General features: G+C 65.7%; 18 protein-coding genes. 8 read left to right on the top strand and 10 right to left on the bottom strand.

Annotation, left to right across the window (positions count from 1 at the left end; all coding sequences use genetic code 11):
* Positions 1-183 precede the first annotated feature (183 nt).
* Positions 184-834 carry a dienelactone hydrolase family protein gene (locus tag ACLB6G_RS09230; protein ID WP_410355851.1) on the top strand — a complete coding sequence of 217 codons (651 nt, stop codon included), beginning with the start codon at positions 184-186 and terminating at the stop codon, positions 832-834.
* 65 nt (positions 835-899) lie between these two features.
* Complete coding sequence (locus ACLB6G_RS09225) at positions 900-1,295, top strand: DUF3775 domain-containing protein (RefSeq protein WP_410355850.1); 396 nt, start codon at positions 900-902, stop codon at positions 1,293-1,295.
* 26 nt (positions 1,296-1,321) lie between these two features.
* Here the strand turns inward: ACLB6G_RS09225 and ACLB6G_RS09220 are convergent, their stop codons facing one another.
* Genes ACLB6G_RS09220 through ACLB6G_RS09195 form a run of 6 tightly spaced genes read right to left on the bottom strand, consistent with a single transcriptional unit; the run spans position 1,322 to position 7,059 of the window.
* Complete coding sequence (locus ACLB6G_RS09220) at positions 1,322-1,582, bottom strand: acyl carrier protein (RefSeq protein ID WP_410355849.1); 261 nt, start codon at positions 1,580-1,582, stop codon at positions 1,322-1,324.
* Entirely contained in the window at positions 1,579-2,757 is a 1,179-nt protein-coding gene (locus tag ACLB6G_RS09215; protein WP_410355848.1) for a dihydrolipoamide acetyltransferase family protein, read from the bottom strand. Before ACLB6G_RS09215 ends, ACLB6G_RS09220 begins: the two co-directional genes overlap by 4 nt.
* A 3-nt stretch (positions 2,758-2,760) precedes the next feature.
* Positions 2,761-4,755 carry a pyruvate dehydrogenase (acetyl-transferring) E1 component subunit alpha gene (gene pdhA / locus ACLB6G_RS09210; RefSeq protein ID WP_410355847.1) on the bottom strand — a complete coding sequence of 665 codons (1,995 nt, stop codon included), beginning with the start codon at positions 4,753-4,755 and terminating at the stop codon, positions 2,761-2,763.
* Complete coding sequence (acsA, locus tag ACLB6G_RS09205; RefSeq protein WP_410355846.1) at positions 4,752-6,509, bottom strand: acetate--CoA ligase; 1,758 nt, start codon at positions 6,507-6,509, stop codon at positions 4,752-4,754. Before acsA ends, pdhA begins: the two co-directional genes overlap by 4 nt.
* A gap of 23 nt (positions 6,510-6,532) precedes the next feature.
* Positions 6,533-6,841 carry a hypothetical protein gene (locus tag ACLB6G_RS09200; RefSeq protein WP_410355845.1) on the bottom strand — a complete coding sequence of 103 codons (309 nt, stop codon included), beginning with the start codon at positions 6,839-6,841 and terminating at the stop codon, positions 6,533-6,535.
* 11 nt (positions 6,842-6,852) lie between these two features.
* The gene (locus ACLB6G_RS09195; protein ID WP_410355844.1) at positions 6,853-7,059 is read right to left on the bottom strand and encodes a hypothetical protein; all 207 of its coding nucleotides are present in this window, start codon (positions 7,057-7,059) and stop codon (positions 6,853-6,855) included.
* 172 nt (positions 7,060-7,231) lie between these two features.
* Here ACLB6G_RS09195 and ACLB6G_RS09190 point away from each other — a divergent pair, with 172 nt between their 5' ends.
* The 4 genes from ACLB6G_RS09190 to ACLB6G_RS09175 are packed head-to-tail and all read left to right on the top strand — an operon-like array spanning position 7,232 to position 11,431.
* Positions 7,232-8,485, top strand: a complete 1,254-nt coding sequence (locus ACLB6G_RS09190; protein ID WP_410355843.1) for an ABC transporter substrate-binding protein — start codon at positions 7,232-7,234, stop codon at positions 8,483-8,485.
* A 53-nt stretch (positions 8,486-8,538) separates the two neighbouring features.
* Positions 8,539-9,438, top strand: coding sequence for a carbohydrate ABC transporter permease (locus ACLB6G_RS09185; protein WP_410355842.1), 900 nt, complete (start codon positions 8,539-8,541; stop codon positions 9,436-9,438).
* Positions 9,435-10,328 carry a carbohydrate ABC transporter permease gene (locus tag ACLB6G_RS09180; protein WP_410355841.1) on the top strand — a complete coding sequence of 298 codons (894 nt, stop codon included), beginning with the start codon at positions 9,435-9,437 and terminating at the stop codon, positions 10,326-10,328. The genes ACLB6G_RS09185 and ACLB6G_RS09180 overlap by 4 nt, the downstream gene beginning before the upstream one ends.
* Before the next feature lie 2 nt (positions 10,329-10,330).
* The gene (locus ACLB6G_RS09175; protein WP_410355840.1) at positions 10,331-11,431 is read left to right on the top strand and encodes an ABC transporter ATP-binding protein; all 1,101 of its coding nucleotides are present in this window, start codon (positions 10,331-10,333) and stop codon (positions 11,429-11,431) included.
* Positions 11,432-11,465: 34 nt separating this feature from the next.
* On the opposite strand, the gene ACLB6G_RS09170 is transcribed toward ACLB6G_RS09175, so the two are convergent.
* Positions 11,466-11,753 carry a hypothetical protein gene (locus tag ACLB6G_RS09170; RefSeq protein WP_410355839.1) on the bottom strand — a complete coding sequence of 96 codons (288 nt, stop codon included), beginning with the start codon at positions 11,751-11,753 and terminating at the stop codon, positions 11,466-11,468.
* Between the two features lie 205 nt (positions 11,754-11,958).
* A complete protein-coding gene (locus tag ACLB6G_RS09165; protein WP_410355838.1) occupies positions 11,959-13,137 on the bottom strand; it encodes an NnrS family protein in 1,179 nt (392 codons plus the stop codon).
* A 118-nt stretch (positions 13,138-13,255) separates the two neighbouring features.
* On the opposite strand from ACLB6G_RS09165, the gene ACLB6G_RS09160 reads away from it, so the two are divergent.
* Positions 13,256-13,957 carry a Crp/Fnr family transcriptional regulator gene (locus ACLB6G_RS09160; RefSeq protein ID WP_410355837.1) on the top strand — a complete coding sequence of 234 codons (702 nt, stop codon included), beginning with the start codon at positions 13,256-13,258 and terminating at the stop codon, positions 13,955-13,957.
* On the opposite strand, the gene ACLB6G_RS09155 is transcribed toward ACLB6G_RS09160, so the two are convergent.
* A complete protein-coding gene (locus ACLB6G_RS09155) occupies positions 13,954-14,325 on the bottom strand; it encodes a DUF1858 domain-containing protein (protein WP_410355836.1) in 372 nt (123 codons plus the stop codon). The genes ACLB6G_RS09160 and ACLB6G_RS09155 overlap by 4 nt on opposite strands.
* Before the next feature lie 76 nt (positions 14,326-14,401).
* Between ACLB6G_RS09155 and ACLB6G_RS09150 the strand changes: the two genes are divergently transcribed.
* Entirely contained in the window at positions 14,402-14,854 is a 453-nt protein-coding gene (locus ACLB6G_RS09150; protein WP_410355835.1) for a pseudoazurin, read from the top strand.
* A 77-nt stretch (positions 14,855-14,931) separates the two neighbouring features.
* On the opposite strand, the gene ACLB6G_RS09145 is transcribed toward ACLB6G_RS09150, so the two are convergent.
* Positions 14,932-15,906, bottom strand: coding sequence for an FAD:protein FMN transferase (locus ACLB6G_RS09145; protein ID WP_410355834.1), 975 nt, complete (start codon positions 15,904-15,906; stop codon positions 14,932-14,934).
* Positions 15,907-15,909 lie beyond the last annotated feature (3 nt).

Raw genomic sequence — 15,909 nt, 5'->3', positions numbered from 1 at the left:
AGATTGGCGACATTTTCACCCTTGCTGTCCGAATGCCATTCAAAGCGTTCGAGGAAAAGGCGGGCGGCCGGCGATGACGGCCATCAAGGCGCCAGGCTCATCCGGGTCCCATGATGCGGTGAAAGATGGTCGAACCGGCGCGGTTCGCCGTCATGCCGCGCAGTCCATCAGGAGGTGTCCGTCATGTTCGAGACCGAAGTCTTTGTCGACGCGCCAGACAGCGCCGGGGGCAGCCTGCCCGGCATTCTCGCGATCCCCGGGGCGGTCTCCGGCCTCGTGATCTTCGCCCATGGCAGCGGCAGCAGCCGGCTGAGCCCGCGCAACAAGCAGCTTGCCGGTGCGCTGGGCCGCCGCGGCATGGCGACACTGCTCTTCGATCTCCTGACCCCTGCGGAAGCTGCGGAGAGGGAGAATGTATTCGACATCCCCCTGCTTGCCCGGCGTCTTGTCGGCGCGCTCGAATGGTCGGCCCGGATGCCGCAACTGGCCAGCCTGCCGGTGGGCCTGTTCGGTGGCAGCACCGGAGCCGCCGCCGCTTTGCTGGCCGCTGCCGAGGCGCCGCAACGCGTGGGCGCGGTGGTTTCGCGCGGCGGGCGCGCCGACATGGTTGCGGAAAGCCTGGATCGTGTCCAGGCGCCAACGCTGCTGATCGTCGGCGGCGAGGACACCCAGGTGCTGGACCTGAACCGCATGGCCTTCTCCCGCCTGACCTGCGAGGCGAGGCTGGAGATCGTTCCCGGCGCGACCCATCTCTTCGAGGAGCCAGGCGCCCTGGAACGCGTTGGGGAACTGGCGGGCGACTGGTTCGCGGCGCATCTTTCGCGAGCGCCATGACGTGGGTCAATGGCTTTGCGCCGGCGAGCCGTCATGTTTCAATGAGAAGACGACAGGAGGCCGGCATGGCGGTATTGGCGATCGACAGCAATGAACTTGACGGAATCCTGCTGCGCTTGCGGGCGATCATGGCCCGCGAGGAAAATGACGTTCCCGATCCCGGCGGCAATCCCGCCGATGACCAGGTGTCCGCCGCCTTGCAGGATCTGCCCGACGACCTGAGCCGCGAGGAAGTGGTGGAGGAGATCGAGGCGCTCAACGACGATCAGCAGGATGCGCTGGTTGCCCTGTCCTGGCTCGGGCGCGGTGACTACGAGCCTCAGGAATGGGAAAGCGCGCTGGCCATGGCGCGCGAACGTCACGTGGGCTCGACCGCGGAATACCTGCTGTCCCACCCTCTCGTCGCCGAGCAGATCGAGGAGGGCTGGGAGATGCTGCGCGAGGCCGGCGAACTCGACTGAGGCCCGGGAACGGCTGAAGGCAGGCCTCAGCCCGTGCCCGCCGGCCCTGTCCTGTCTTCCAGATAGGCCAGCAGCGCATTGACCGATCCCATCTGGGCGTAGTCGCTTTCCGGCATCGGCGCGCCCGTCAGTTCCGACAGGGCGGCCACGAGGTTCAGGAAATCCATGGAATCGATGTCGAATTCCTCCCGCAGGTCGCCATCGCGATCGACATCGGCCATGTCGATATCGGGGGCGATCCGGTGCAGCTCGCGGGTCAGCAGCGTTTCCAGCATGTCTCGGTTCATAGGGATTCCGGCTCCTGCAGCAATTGTCCGATCCGGGCCAGGAAAAGCGCGCCGCGATGGCCGTCGCTGACCCGGTGATCGGCCGACAGCGTGATCGTGGTGACAAGGCGCGCGTCCACCGTTGTGCCCTCCGCCCAGGGACGCAGGCGCGGCGTGCCGAACCCGACTATGGCCACCTGCGGCGGATAGATGACGCCGAACAGCCGGTCCACGCCCCGGTCGCCGAGACTGGAAACCGTGATCGTGGAATCGGCCAGTTCCCCGGAACGGTAGCGCCCGGCGCGCACCCGGGCGACGAGATCGGAGATCGCGGCCATCAGCGCGGCGGCCGTCATGTCCTGGGCGTCGTGTATGGCCGGCGCGACCAGCCCCCCGCCACGGATGTTGATGGCCACGCCGGCATGGACCGTCGCCGCCGGCGAAAAGCCGTTCTCGCCCATATGGCCGTTGAACTCGGGGTATTTTCCGCAGGCGCGCGCCACGGCCTTGACGAAAAGGGCGATCAGCAGCATCCGCCCGGCCGCCGGTTTGCCGGCATTGGCGTCTTCCAGAAAGCGCGCGGCCCGCGACAGGTCCACATCATGGGCCAGGTAGTAGTGGGGGATCTCGCGCTTGGATCGGGCCATGGCGGCCGCGATTGCCGCGCGCATGCCCTCGGCCCCGCCTGCCGCGGACGGCCGTGCGGCGCGGGTCTCGATGTCGGCCAGAACGATTGCCCCGTCGGGACCGCTGCCGGTCACGCCGGAAAGGTCGATGCCCCTTGTCTGCGCAAGGCGGCGGGCGGCCGGACTGGCGCGCACGAATGCTCCGGTTGCAACCGCCGGCCGCCCGGCAGGCGGGGAGGCTGCTTCTTCTGTCCTGGCCGGGACGGGCTCAACGGCCGGTGCTTCGGCAGGCGGCACCTGCTGCTCCGGCTGAAGGGGTGCGGCTACGCTTTCACCCTTGCCCAGGATCATGGCCAGCGGTGCGCCGACAGGCACCGTCTGGCCGATCTGCGCGACGAGGTCGCCGACCGTCCCGTCCTCGAAGATCTCGATCTCGATGGCCCCTTTCTGCGTCTCGACCACGGCGACAATATCGCCACGCTTAACCGTGTCGCCCGGCTTGATCAGCCATTCGGCCAGCGTGCCTGCCTCCATGTCGGCGCCGAGCGATGGCATGCGGAACGTGCCCATGGATCATTCCCGTCCCAGGGTGCGCCGCGCCGCCGCGACGATGCCTTCGACCTGCGGAATGGCCGCAGCCTCGAGGTGCCGCGCATAGGGAACCGGCACTTCCGCCGAACAGACGCGCGCCAGCGGGGCGTCGAGGTCGAAGAAGGCGTCCTCGGCCAGCCGCATCCCGATCTCTGCGGCAAGGCTGCCCGTTCGCCAGCCCTCGTCCACGACCAGCGCGCGATGGGTCTTGCGCACCGAGGCAAGGACGGTTTCCATGTCGAGGGGCCGCAAGACCCGGAGGTCGATCACCTCGGCGTCCACCCCCTCCTTTGCCAGGATCTCGGCCGCCTCCAGCGTCTTGAACAGCGATCCGCCATAGGTGATCAGCGTGATGTCGCCGCCCGTCCGCCGCACCGCGGCGCGTTCGATGTCCACCGGCCCCGCATTGGCGGCGAGCGCTCCGGAGCGGTTGTAGAGCATGACGTTCTCGAAGATGATGACCGGGTCCGGCTCCTGCAGCGCGGTCCACAACATGCCGCGCGCGTCCTCCAGCGTCGCCGGCGCCAGCACGCGCAAGCCGGGGATATGGGCGTAAAGCCCTTCGAAACTGTGCGAATGCTGGGCGGCAAGCTGTTTTCCTGCCCCGGTCGCCATGCGGATGACTACCGGAACGCCGAAGGCGCCGTTCGACATGTGGCGGTAGGTCGCCGCCGTATTGACGATCTGGTCGAGCGCCAGCAGCGAGAAATTCACCGTCATCAGTTCCACGATCGGCCGCATGCCGGCCATGGCGGCACCGATGCCCGCGCCGGTGAAGCCGGATTCCGATAGTGGCGTGTCGCGGATGCGCTCCGGGCCGAACCGGTCGATCAGGCCCTTGGTGACCGCGTAGCACCCGCCATAGCGGCCCACGTCCTCGCCCATCAGGAAGACGCGTTCATCCTTCTCCATGGCCTCGGTGATCGCCGCCTTGACTGCCTCGCGATAGGTGGTCTCGATCGTGCCTTGCGGAGCCGGGACAGCCGGCGGGGCGGGGCGCTCGTCCGCCACCACGTGGCGCAGCAGCGTTTCCGCTGGCTCCCATGCGCCGCCCTCGGCGAAGCGGACGGCTGCATCGATTTCGGCGGCTGCGTCTGCCTGGATGCGCTCCACATCCTCAAGGTGGACGAGGCCGGACTGTTCCGCCCATGTCTGGAAACGCAGGATCGGGCCCTTCTTGCGCCAGTCCTCCACTTCCTGGCGGTCGCGGTAAAGCTGTGCGTCGAACATGGAATGGGCGCGGAAACGGTAGGTCCGGCATTCCAGCAGATACGGATTGCCGGTCGAAGCCATGGTCTCCAGCGCGCGCCGCGCCGCCGCTTCGACGGCCACGACATCCATGCCGTCCACGCTTTCGGCGGCCACGGCATAACCGGCCGCCTTGGCCGCCACGTCGGTCATCGCCTCGGAGCGCTCCAGCGCCGTGCCCATGGCATAGCCGTTGTTCTCGCAAACGAACAGGACCGGCAGGTTCCACAGTGCCGCCAGGTTCATCGCTTCGTGGAATTCGCCTTCCGCCACCGCGCCCTCGCCGAAGAAGCAGGCGGTGACGGCCTTGTCGCCGCGCATCCGGTCGGCCAGCGCAAGGCCGGTGGCCAGCGGCAGGCCACCGCCCACGATGGCGTTGCCGCCATAGAAATTCGCCTCGCGCGAGAACAGGTGCATGGAACCGCCGCGACCGCCCGCGCAGCCCTCCGCCTTGCCGAACATCTCCGCCATGACCGCATCCATCGGCACACCGCGCATCAGTGCATGGGCATGTTCGCGATAGGTCGCGACGATCCGGTCGTTTCCCCCAAGCAGCGGAATGACACCCGCCGCCACCGCCTCCTGTCCGTCATAGAGGTGGAGAAAGCCGCGGATCTTCTCCTGTGTGTAGAGTTCGGCGCATTTTTCCTCGAACATGCGGATGCGGATCATCCGGGAAAGCTGCTCCAGCGCATGCGTCCGGTCCAGCCGGATCCTGGTCCCGGTCATCGCTCGTCACTCTCCAGCGTTGAAATGTCGCCTTCCGCCAGTCCCAGTTCGCGCGCCTTGAGCAGCCGGCGCATGATCTTGCCGCTGCGTGTCTTTGGCAGGTTGGTGCGGAACAGGATGTCCTTGGGCGCAACCGCCGGCCCCAGCCGCTTGCGTGCATGGCCGATCAGGTCGAGCCGCAGTTCATCGGTCGCGGCGAAGCCGGGCTTCAATGCCACATAGGCCTTGACGATCTCGCCCACCGTCTCGTCCGGAATGCCGATGACGCCGGCCTCGGCCACCGCCTCGTGCTCCATCAGCGCGCTCTCGACCTCGAACGGCCCGATCAGGTGACCCGCGCTCTTGATGACGTCGTCGGCGCGCCCGACGAACCAGAAATAGCCGTCCTTGTCGCGCATCGCCAGGTCGCCGGTCAGGTACCATCCGTCGGCAAAGCACTTCCGGTAGCGCTCTTCCTCGTTCAGGTAGCCGCGCATCATGGAGGGCCAGCCGGCCCTGAGCGCCAGTTCGCCAACGCTGTCCGTCGCGTCGAGCACGCGCGCATGGCCATCCTCGCGCTGCACGATGCCGGCCTCGATGCCGGGCAGGGGCTTGCCCATCGATCCCGCGCGCACGTCCATCGCCGCATAATTGGCGATCATGATGCCGCCGGTTTCCGTCTGCCACCAGTTGTCGTGGAACGGCATGCCGAATACCTCGTCGCTCCAGATCACCGCCTCCGGATTGAGCGGTTCGCCGACGCTGGCCATGAAGCGCAGGGCGGAAAGGTCGCGTTCCCTGGCAAGCGCGCCCCCGGCCTTCATCAGCATCCGGATCGCCGTCGGCGCAGTATACCAGACCGTCACCTTCTCGCCTTCGAGGATGGCGTACCAGCGCGCGGCGTCGAACTCCGCCTCGTCGACGATCATGGTCACGCCATTGGAAAGCGGCGCGATGATGCCGTAGGACGTACCCGTCACCCAGCCCGGATCGGCCGTGCACCAGTAGATGTCGCCCGGTCTCAGGTCGAGGACCGTGCGCCCGGTATAGGTATGCGCCACGACCGCCTCGTGGACATGGATGGCGCCCTTCGGCCGGCCCGTGGTGCCGGAGGTGAAGTGGATGAGCGCCGTATTGCCCGGCGCCATCGCCGCCGTCTCGAACGTTCCGGACGCGTCCGCCATCAGGGCATCGAGCCCGTGGAGAAGCGAATCGTCTCCGGGCGCTCCGTCATCGATGAGGAGAACGGCCTTCAGGAAGGGCAGACGGTCGCGGATCGGCGCGATCTTGCGCTTGTAGAGCGCCGCGCTGGTGACAAGGACGCTGCCCGCGCCGATCTCCATTCGGGCCTGCACCGGTTCCGGCCCGAAGGCGGAGAACAGGGGCGAATAGACGCATCCTGCCTTCAGTGCACCCAGCGCGCACACATAGAGTTCCGGAACCCGCCCGAGCAGGGAAAAGACGCGCTCGCCCTGGCCGATGCCGAGCCGCCGCAGCACATTTGCAAACCGGTTCGTGGCTGCATCGAGTTCGCCATAGGTGATGTCCTTGCGCTCGCCGGTCTTGCCGAGCCAGCGGATGGCAACCACATCACCGTGACCGTGCAGGACGTGGCGCGTCACCGCTTCATGGGCGATGTTGAGCCGGCCGTCCGGCAATCCGTCTAGGAGCGCGCGCGCCTTGTCCCAGGTGAAGGATGCCACCTCCGCCTCGTAGTCGCGCATGTTGGCCTTCTCGCACCGGTCGGGCGTTGTCGGGATGACGGTCTTGCGCATGGAACTCTCCCGATCTGTTGCGCTCAGGACTTGCCGGTCCTGCGGATGGCGGAGCGCGGCAGGCCGTGCGCCTTCGACGGTCCGGTATGGTCAAGGTCGAGTGGGCCGGTGAGCTTGCCGAGCGCCACGAGGATGTCGGTGAGCAATTCGCTGTCCTCGCCGGGCATGCCTTCCTCCAGCGCGACGGCTTCCGACGATGCAAGGGACTCCCAGCGTCTGAGAACCTCGAGCTTCTGCGCCTCGGAAAGCCGCTCGTCGCCAAGGACGTCCGACGGCTGCCCGTAGACGGCGGAGGGATCGGAAAGCACCTTGTCGAGATGGTCGCCGGCCATGGTCCTGTCCCTTATTCCTGGCTGGTGAAGGTCAGGTACATCAGCACCAGGTAGACGGCCGGCATGACAAGTGTGACACCGATTTCCAGTGCCATCGGCGTTCCGCAGTCGCTCGCCCACATGCGCCATGTCACGAACAGCGAGGAAAGGACTACAATCGCCAAGCCGATATACCAAGGCGTCAGCCGGTTGCGCCCGGCATTGGGTTGCGTCGCCATGAAAACCTCCCTTGTTTGATGCCATCAGACACCGAGTTTGCCGGGACGGGCATTGATGCACGTCAATGACCTCGCTAGGCTGACCGGACTAGCGTTCATGGGTGAGGATGAACGTCGGTCTCCGTACGACCTGTATCGTGGTCGCGGACCGAACCAGGTGGAGGATGAAGCCATGTTCCAGCATATGAGGATACTTGCCGCAGCAGTCGCGATCGGCGCGGCGGCAACCGGTTTTGCGCGCGCCGACGGCACCGTCGAGGTCTTGCACTGGTGGACGTCCGGCGGCGAGGCAAAGGCTGTCGGCGAACTGAAGAAGGCCTTCGAGGACCAGGGTGGCACCTGGGAGGATTCGCCGATCGCCGGCGGCGGCGGCGATGCGGCCATGACGGCGCTGCGCGCCCGGGTCGTGGCCGGCAATCCGCCCGCGGCCGTGCAGTTGAAGGGCCCGGGTATCCAGGAATGGGCCGCCCAGGGCGCGCTCAACGACGTGGAGGGCGTGGCGAGCGCCGAGAACTGGGACAGCGTGCTGCCGCCAGCGCTCGCCGGCATCATGAAATATGAGGGCAAGTACGTCGCCGCGCCGGTCAACATTCACCGCGTCGACTGGTTCTGGGCCAATCCGGAAGTCCTGGCCAAGGCCGGCATCACCGACATGCCGAAGACCTGGGACGAATTTAACGCCATGGCCGACAAGCTGAAGGAGATGGGCATCACGCCGCTCGCCCATGGCGGTCAGCCTTGGCAGGACGCCACCGTCTTCGAAGACGTGGTCTTGGGCATCGGCGGCGCCGACTTCTTCCGCAAGGCGCTCGTCGAACTCGACGAGGAGGCCCTGACCAGCGACACGATGGTCAAGTCCTTCGACCAGTTGCGCCGCATGCGCGGCTATGTCGACGCCAACTTCTCCGGCCGCGACTGGAACCTCGCCACCGCCATGGTGATGAAGGGCGAGGCCGCCTTCCAGATCATGGGTGACTGGGCGAAGGGCGAGTTCCTGGCCGCCGGCAAGGTGCCGGGCAAGGATTTCCTTTGTGCACCCACGCCGGGTGAGGGCTTCGTGCTGAATTCCGACAGCTTCACCTTCTTCAAGGTGTCGGGCGAGGACCGCCTGAAGGGTCAGCAGGTCCTGGCCAGCCTCATCATGTCGCCGGGCTTCCAGGAAACCTTCAACCTGGCCAAGGGTTCGATCCCGGCGCGCACCGATGTCGCGCTCGACAAGTTCGACATGTGCGCGCAGAAATCGCATGCCGACCTGCTCAAGGCGATCGAGAACAACACGCTGGTGCCGTCCATGGCCCATGAGATGGCGATTCCGCGCTCGGTGCGTGGCGAGTTTCTCGATGTCGTGACGAACTTCTTCAATTCCGACATGGCGTCGGCGGATGCGGTCCAGATGCTGGCCGACGCCGTCAAGCGCGCGCAATAACGAGAGACATGGGCGCGGCCGGGACTTTCTTGTCCCGGCCGCGCGGTCCCGTCATGACGACGCGCGCCCGCCATTCCACATTCAGCCATGCCGTCGAGCGCTGGCTGCCGAAGATCGTGGTGTCGCCGCTCTTCGCCGTTTCCCTGTTCTTTGTCTACGGCTTCATTGCCTGGACGGCTTACATCTCGTTCACGAAGTCCGGGGTGATGCCGGTCTACACGTTCGACGGACTGGCCCAGTATGACAGGCTCTGGAACACGCCGCGCTGGTATGTGGCCCTGTCAAACCTGTTCATCTTCTCCACGCTCTTCATCGCCATCTCCACCGCCATCGGCATCCTGCTTGCCATCCTTCTGGACCAGCGCATCCGCGCCGAGGGCGTCATCCGCACGATCTATCTCTATCCGATGGCCCTGTCCTTCATCGTCACCGGCACGGTCTGGAAATGGATCCTGAATCCGGGCCTGGGCATCGAGCGCCTGATGCACGAGGCAGGCTTTCCGGATTTCACCTTCGACTGGCTCGTCAATTCGAACATGGCGATCTACACCGTCGTCATCGCCGGGGTCTGGCAATCGTCGGGCTATGCCATGGCCCTGTTCCTGGCCGGCCTGCGTTCCGTCGACGACGAGATCCTCAAGGCCGCGGCCATGGACGGCGCCGGTCCGTGGCGCACCTATACCGGCATCGTCCTGCCGATGATGCGCCCGGTCTTCCTGTCGACCATCATCATCCTGGCCCATCTCGCCATCAAGAGCTTCGATCTCGTGATCGCGCTGACCGGCGGCGGGCCGGGCTATGCCACCGACATGCCTGCCACCTTCATGTATTCCTTTGCCTTCCAGCGCTCCGAACTGGGCGTGGCGGCGGCCAGCGCCGTGATGATGCTGATGACCGTGGTCGCCATCATCGTGCCCTACCTCTATTCCGAACTCAGGGAGAGCCGCCGATGAGCGCGTCGCAGACCGGCGGCATCGTCCGGCCGAAGGGCTGGCGCCGGACACTGGCGCGGGTGGGGCTCTATGCCGTTCTTGCGCTGTTCTGTCTCTACTACCTTGCGCCCCTGGTGGTGATGGTCTCGACCTCGCTGAAATCGCTGGAGGAAATCCGGACCGGCACGCTTATCAGCCTGCCGGGCAGCATCGGCTTCGAGGCCTGGGAAAAGGCCTGGAGCCAGGCCTGCGTCGGCGTGCGCTGCGACGGGCTGAAGCCCTACATGATGAATTCGGTCGCCATGGTCGTGCCGGCGGTCTTCATCTCCACGCTGCTCGGTGCGCTCAACGGTTACGCGCTCACCAAGTGGCGCTTCCGCGGTGCCGACATCATCTTCGCGCTCATGCTTTTCGGCGCCTTCATCCCCTTCCAGGTGATCCTGCTGCCGATGGCCCGGATGCTGGGACTGATGGGCCTTGCCGGAACCATTCCGGGCCTGATCCTCGTCCACACCATCTACGGCCTTGCCTTCACGACGCTGTTCTTCCGCAATTTCTTCATCGGCGTGTCGGATGGCATCGTCCAGGCGGCGAAAATCGACGGCGCCGGCTTCTTCTCCATCTTCTTCCGCATCGTCCTGCCCATGTCGGTCCCGGCCATCGTCGTCACGGTGATCTGGCAGTTCACCCAGATCTGGAACGACTTCCTGTTTGGCGTGGCCTTCACCGTGGGCGACAGCAACCCGGTCACCGTGGCGCTCAACAACGTGGTCAACACCTCGACGGGCGTGAAGGAATACAATGTCGACATGGCCGCGGCCATCATCGCGGCGCTGCCGACGCTGGCCGTCTACGTGATCGCGGGAACCTATTTCGTGCGCGGCCTGGCCGCCGGGGCGGTGAAAGGATAGAAATGTCGGGCATCACGCTGGAAAACGTGACGAAGCGTTTCGGCACGACCGAGGTCATCAAGGGCATCGATCTGGAGATCGGGGAGGGCGAGTTCATCGTCCTCGTCGGCCCGTCAGGCTGCGGCAAGTCCACCCTGCTCAACCTGATCGCCGGGCTCGAAACCCTGTCCGGCGGCGATATCCGCATCGGCGGGCGCATCGTCAACGATGTGCCCCCGCGTGACCGCGACATCGCCATGGTCTTCCAGTCCTACGCGCTTTATCCCACCAAGTCCGTGCGCGACAACATCACGTTCGGCATGGTGACGCGCCGGGTGCCGCGCGCCGAACAGGACAAGGCGCTCGCGGACGTTTCCGGTCTGTTGCACATCGACCGCCTGCTCGACCGCAAGCCTGGCCAACTGTCGGGCGGCCAGCGCCAGCGCGTTGCCATGGGCCGTGCGCTGGTGCGCAATCCCGATGTCTTCCTGTTCGACGAGCCCTTGTCGAACCTCGATGCGAAACTGCGCATCGAGATGCGCACCGAGATCAAGAAACTGCATCAGCGCCTCGGCCGCACCATCATCTACGTCACGCACGACCAGATCGAGGCGATGACGCTGGCGACCCGCATCGCTGTCATGGACAACGGCCATATCCGCCAGTATGCCGATCCGGAAACCATCTACGAGCATCCGGTGGACCTGTTCGTCGCCGGTTTCATGGGTTCGCCACCGATGAACATGCTGCCGGGCAAGCTGGTCGCGGGCGAGGACGGCATGGCGGCGGATGTGGGCGACGGGCTGGTCTTTCCATTGCCCGCGCGTCTGGCCGGTCGCGTTGCCGGTGATGAGGGGCGTGAGGTCGTTCTGGGCCTGCGTCCCGAAACCATCTTCGCCGCCGGCACCGAACTGCCCGGTGCCGACCGGTTCGTGTTCGAGCGACCTGTCGATGTGGTCGAACCGACCGGGCCGGACACGATGATCATCTTCACGATTGCCGGAACCGATACCATCGCGCGTGTCCGGCCACAGGACGCAAAGGCGCCGGGAACGCCGTTCCGGTTCGAGGTCGAGATGGGCAAGGCCAAGCTGTTCGACCGCAAGACGGAAATGCATCTCTAGGGCGGGTGGCGGCAAACGGCTGCCGCCGCGCCGCTCAGGCGGCCGAACGGGATAACAGCGCGTCCTCAAGCAGGCGGAGAACGCGCGCTGCGGCTTGCGACTGGATTTCGGACACATGCGAGTCGGCGGTCAGCATGCCGACCAGGAATGCCGCCAGCTTCAGGGCGTCTTCCCGGGCGTCCGGACAGCAGTCGATGAGGGCATTCCAGGCCGTCTGGATCTGCCGGTCGAGGACATGAATCGTATCGCGATCATCACGGGCGACCGCCTCTTCCAGCTGCCGTGACGCCGATCTGTACCGTCCGATCAGTTCCGCGACCATGGCGCTCCCCCCTTCGCCTGAAAATGATCAAGATCTTTTCAGACGAAAGACATGCATGCATCTGAAAGATTTCGGCGGGCACTCTAGTTATTTCCAGTATGTCTTATCTTCAAAATATTTCATAAACAGTTATTTTTTTCAGACCCCTTCCGGAAACGGACAATTTGCGCATTGGGACGCCGCGATTCACGCAGGCCTGCCACGTTCATCGGCGTGGTGAGATCAGCGCCTTGCCGTAGACCAGCCCGAAGCCCAGGAAGGCCGCGCTCCAGAGCAGGCCCGCAAGGATCATCAGGATGCCCGGGCCTTGCGGCGCCAGCGCGGCGGCGATGCGTATCGCCGCGCTGGCAACCAGGCAGGCGAAAACGATCTTCGATCCGCGGCCCATCGTCAAGGCTTGGCCCGTATGGCCGAGCGTGGCACGCATCATCACCGCCAGCACCATGGCCCCCGCGGCTCCGGCGCCGAAGGCGTGCATCCCGGCAGCAGGGGAGACGGCGTCCGGCATGAGGGCGCCCGCGCCGGAAAGCAGGAAGCCGAGCGGCACGAAGAGGAACGCCAGGTGCAGGATCAGGACCAGCGATTCGCCTGCCGTGCGCTCGCCTGCCCAGCGCATCTGCCGGACAAGGTTCGCCAGGCCGGCGGCGATCATCGCCACGCCCGTCGCCGGATGCGCGGGCAGGACGATCCAGGCGATCAGCGCGACGGCGCTCAGAACCAGCGCGCCCTTGTCCAGTTGCCCGAACGGCGCGGGCAGGCGGCCCGGATTCGCGCGCACCAGCCAGTTGCGGGTGAAACTGGGAATGATGCGCCCGCCGATGATCATGATCAGCAGGATGGCGGCCGCCATGCCCATGCGCCGCGCATGATCGCTCGTCCCGTCAAGATGCATCTCGAAATGGAAAACCGTGTTGCCCGCGAAAAGCAGGGTCAGCGGGACAAGGACCTTCAGGTTGCGCCAGTTGCGCCCCGCAACGATTTCGTTGGCGATCACGCCCATGACGGCGGCGAGGAAGGCGAGGTCGATGACGGCGGCGGCAAGCGGTCCGAGCCAGCCGGGATCGGCCATCGCGATACGTCCGGCGATCCAGGTGACCGTCAGCACGGCCAGGCCCTTGCCCTGCACCGGCAGCCGGCCGGTCCAGTTGGGTACGGCGGTCAGCAGGAATCCGGTCACGATGGCTGGCAGGAAGCCGAAGATCATCTCGTGGATGTGCCAGTCGAGCGCCCCCACAGCCGGTTCGAAACGGATCGAACCGTCCAGCATCAGCACCCAGGCGAGGATGGCCAAACCGCTGAAGAGGGCGCCGAAAAGGAAAAAGGGCCGGAAACCATATGACATGATGGCCGGTCCGTTGTATTGCCTGAGCCGGGGAATGGACATGGATCGCCTCCGTCTGCTTGTCATTGGGCCAGCCCGGCGCATTCCGGCGAGCTTGGACAGTTGTCTTGTACCGCCCGGCCGTCGCGCATCGTTGCGCAAACGCAATCTCGGAAACGACATGGCCAGACTGAACCGGACGCTGATCGCCGACATCGATGTTTTCCAGGGCCTGGAGGATGCCGATCTCGATACCGTGCTCGAACATGCCAGCGCCCTGCGCGTGGAGAAGGACAGCCCGGTCTTCGAGCAGGGTGCGCAGGCCAGCCGCTTCTTCCTTTTGCTCGACGGCGCCTTGCGCGTCGTCCAGACGACGCGCGACGGACAGCAGGTCATCGCCCGATACATCGCCGCCGGGTCGCTTGTCGGCATCGCTCCGGCCATTGGCCGCGACACCTATCCCGCCACGGCCGTCGCCGCTGTCGACTGCGTGCTCATCTCCTGGCCGATGAGCATCTGGCCCGATCTGACGGCACGCTTTCCCGTCTTCGCGGCAAACGCCTACAGGACGGTGGGCATGCGCCTGCAGGAAACGCAGGATCGCGTGGTGGAACTGTCGCTGGCGCAGGTGGAACAGCGCGTTGCCAATGCGGTTCTGCGCCTGGTGCGCCAGACCGGGCGCAAGACGGAGGACGGGATCGAGATCGATTTCCCCGTTTCGCGCCAGGACATTGCCGACATGACCGGCACCACGCTCCATACTGTCAGCCGCCTGATGAGCGCCTGGGAAGGGCAGGGCATGATCCGCAGCGGGCGCAAGCGCATCAGCGTCACCGATCCGCATCGCCTCATGATGGTCAGCCAGGGCAAGAAGGACAGCTAGGTCGAACGTTCGATCACCGCTTTGAGGTCGGTCGCGAAGGTGTCCAGGTCGACCGCGTGTTCATGTGCCGCATCCACGACGGTATGAAAGCCCGCGATTGGGCAGCCCACGCAATACATGCCGTGGTTCAGAACCACCGAAACCGTATCCGGCCAGGCATTCATCACGTCCTCGATGGTCATGTCGGTCGAAAACCCGCGCGGCTTGGCCATGAACTGTTCCAGCAAGAACCGGCCCGCAAGGGCACGGCGTTTCATTGTTCCATGCAACGCTAGCCGCGTTCCGGCTTGCCTTCGTTGTTCCGGCGCAAACAAGAACGCCTGTTTCTGCGCCCGCCGGTGGATGTCCGTCAGTTTGCCGAAACGCAAACACCCCCTGCCTGGTGCGGCCTAGGAGGAATGCGCGGCCAGGGCCGCAAGGCAAACCAGAAAAAGGATTGATACAATGAAGACGAAACTCCGCCTTGCCGCAGCACTCGGTGCTGCCGCACTTGCCGGACTTGTCGCTTCCGGCGCTTACGCGGCCGAGCACGAGGTCAGGATGCTCAACAGGGGCGCCGCCGGCGCCATGGTGTTCGAGCCGGAAATGGTACGCGCCGCGCCCGGCGACACGATCCGCTTCGTGCCCGCCGACAAGGGCCACAATGCCGAAACCATCAAGGGCATGGTGCCGGAGGGTGCCGAACCCTTCGCGGGCAAGCTGAACGAGGAAATCGCGGTCACGCTCGATACGGAAGGTGTCTACGGCGTCCGCTGCAAGCCGCATTACGGCCTCGGCATGGTGATGCTGATCCAGGTCGGCGAACCCGTGAATGCGGAAGCGGCAAAGGCGGCGAAGACGCCGAAGAAGGCCAAGGCGAAGTTCGACACGCTGTTTGCCGAACTCGACGGCAAGTAATTTCCCCACAGCCTGAATGCAGGAAGGCCGGGCGCAATGCCCGGCCTTTTTGCTTGCCTGTTCATGAACTGGCGCCGTCACGCGCTGGCAGGCTTGTCCGGATAGGCGAGCACCGTGACGCCCGTGGCGCGCAGCCGGTCGATCCCGGCATCATCCATCAGCGTGGCCGCCGTGGACAGCGCATCGGCTTGCGTGGCGCTGTCGGCCAGGACCGTGACCTGCTTGCGCCAGACACGGGCAATGCCTTGGCGGGGATGCAGGATATGGCCGGCCTTGCCGGCCTGGTCGAAGGTGGTCCCGAGCATGGCCGAGGTGGCCACCGCGCGGTCGCGCACGTCGATGAGATGCGGCATGGCGGCGCTTGCCCCTGGGCGGGCGAGCCCCACCCGCCAGCCGTCGCCATGCCGCCCGGGACCGAGCGCCCGGATCTCGCCGAGATCGACCAGCACATTGCCGAAACCTTGCGCGCGAAGAAGCGCGGTCACGCGGTCGGTCAGATAGCCCTGGGCGATGCCGTTGAAAGTCATGGCCATGCCCGGCTGCGCGAAGCGCACGGAATCGGCGTCGAAATGCACCTTGTCGAAGCCCACCAGCGAAAGCGCGGCATCGAGCGCCGGCCGTCCGGTGCGCCCGCTTGTGTAATGTTGCGCCATGGCCTGGAACAGGGGCTGGACCGTGGGGTCGAACAGGCCGTCCGTGGCAAGCCAGGCCGAGCGCGCCTGGCCCAGCAGGGCGAGCATTTCCTGGGGAGGCGTTTCGAGGACGCCGCCAGCGTTGAGGCGCATCAATGCGCTGTCGCTGCGATACAGGCTGAAGACCTGCTCCAGCCGGGCAATCTCCTGCTCGACCGCCTGGAAGACCGGCGCCGCTTGCGCCTGCGTGATGCCTGCAAGCTGAAGCGTCGCGTCGGCGCCAAGCGCGATGCCGCGCCATCGCGCGACGGTTGCGCCGCTTGCCGCCAGAGCCGGCGGCACGAGTGCGGAGCCGGCCAGTGCCGCCCCGATGAACAGGAACCGGCGGCGATTGATGGTTTTTCGGGCGGAGGCAGTCATGGC

It is taken from the genome of Zhengella sedimenti, assembly GCF_046506625.1.
In the GTDB taxonomy this organism is placed as follows: domain Bacteria; phylum Pseudomonadota; class Alphaproteobacteria; order Rhizobiales; family Rhizobiaceae; genus Zhengella; species Zhengella sedimenti.
The sequence above is the reverse complement of the archived record's forward strand: the minus strand, read 5'-3'. Positions and strand labels throughout refer to the sequence as shown.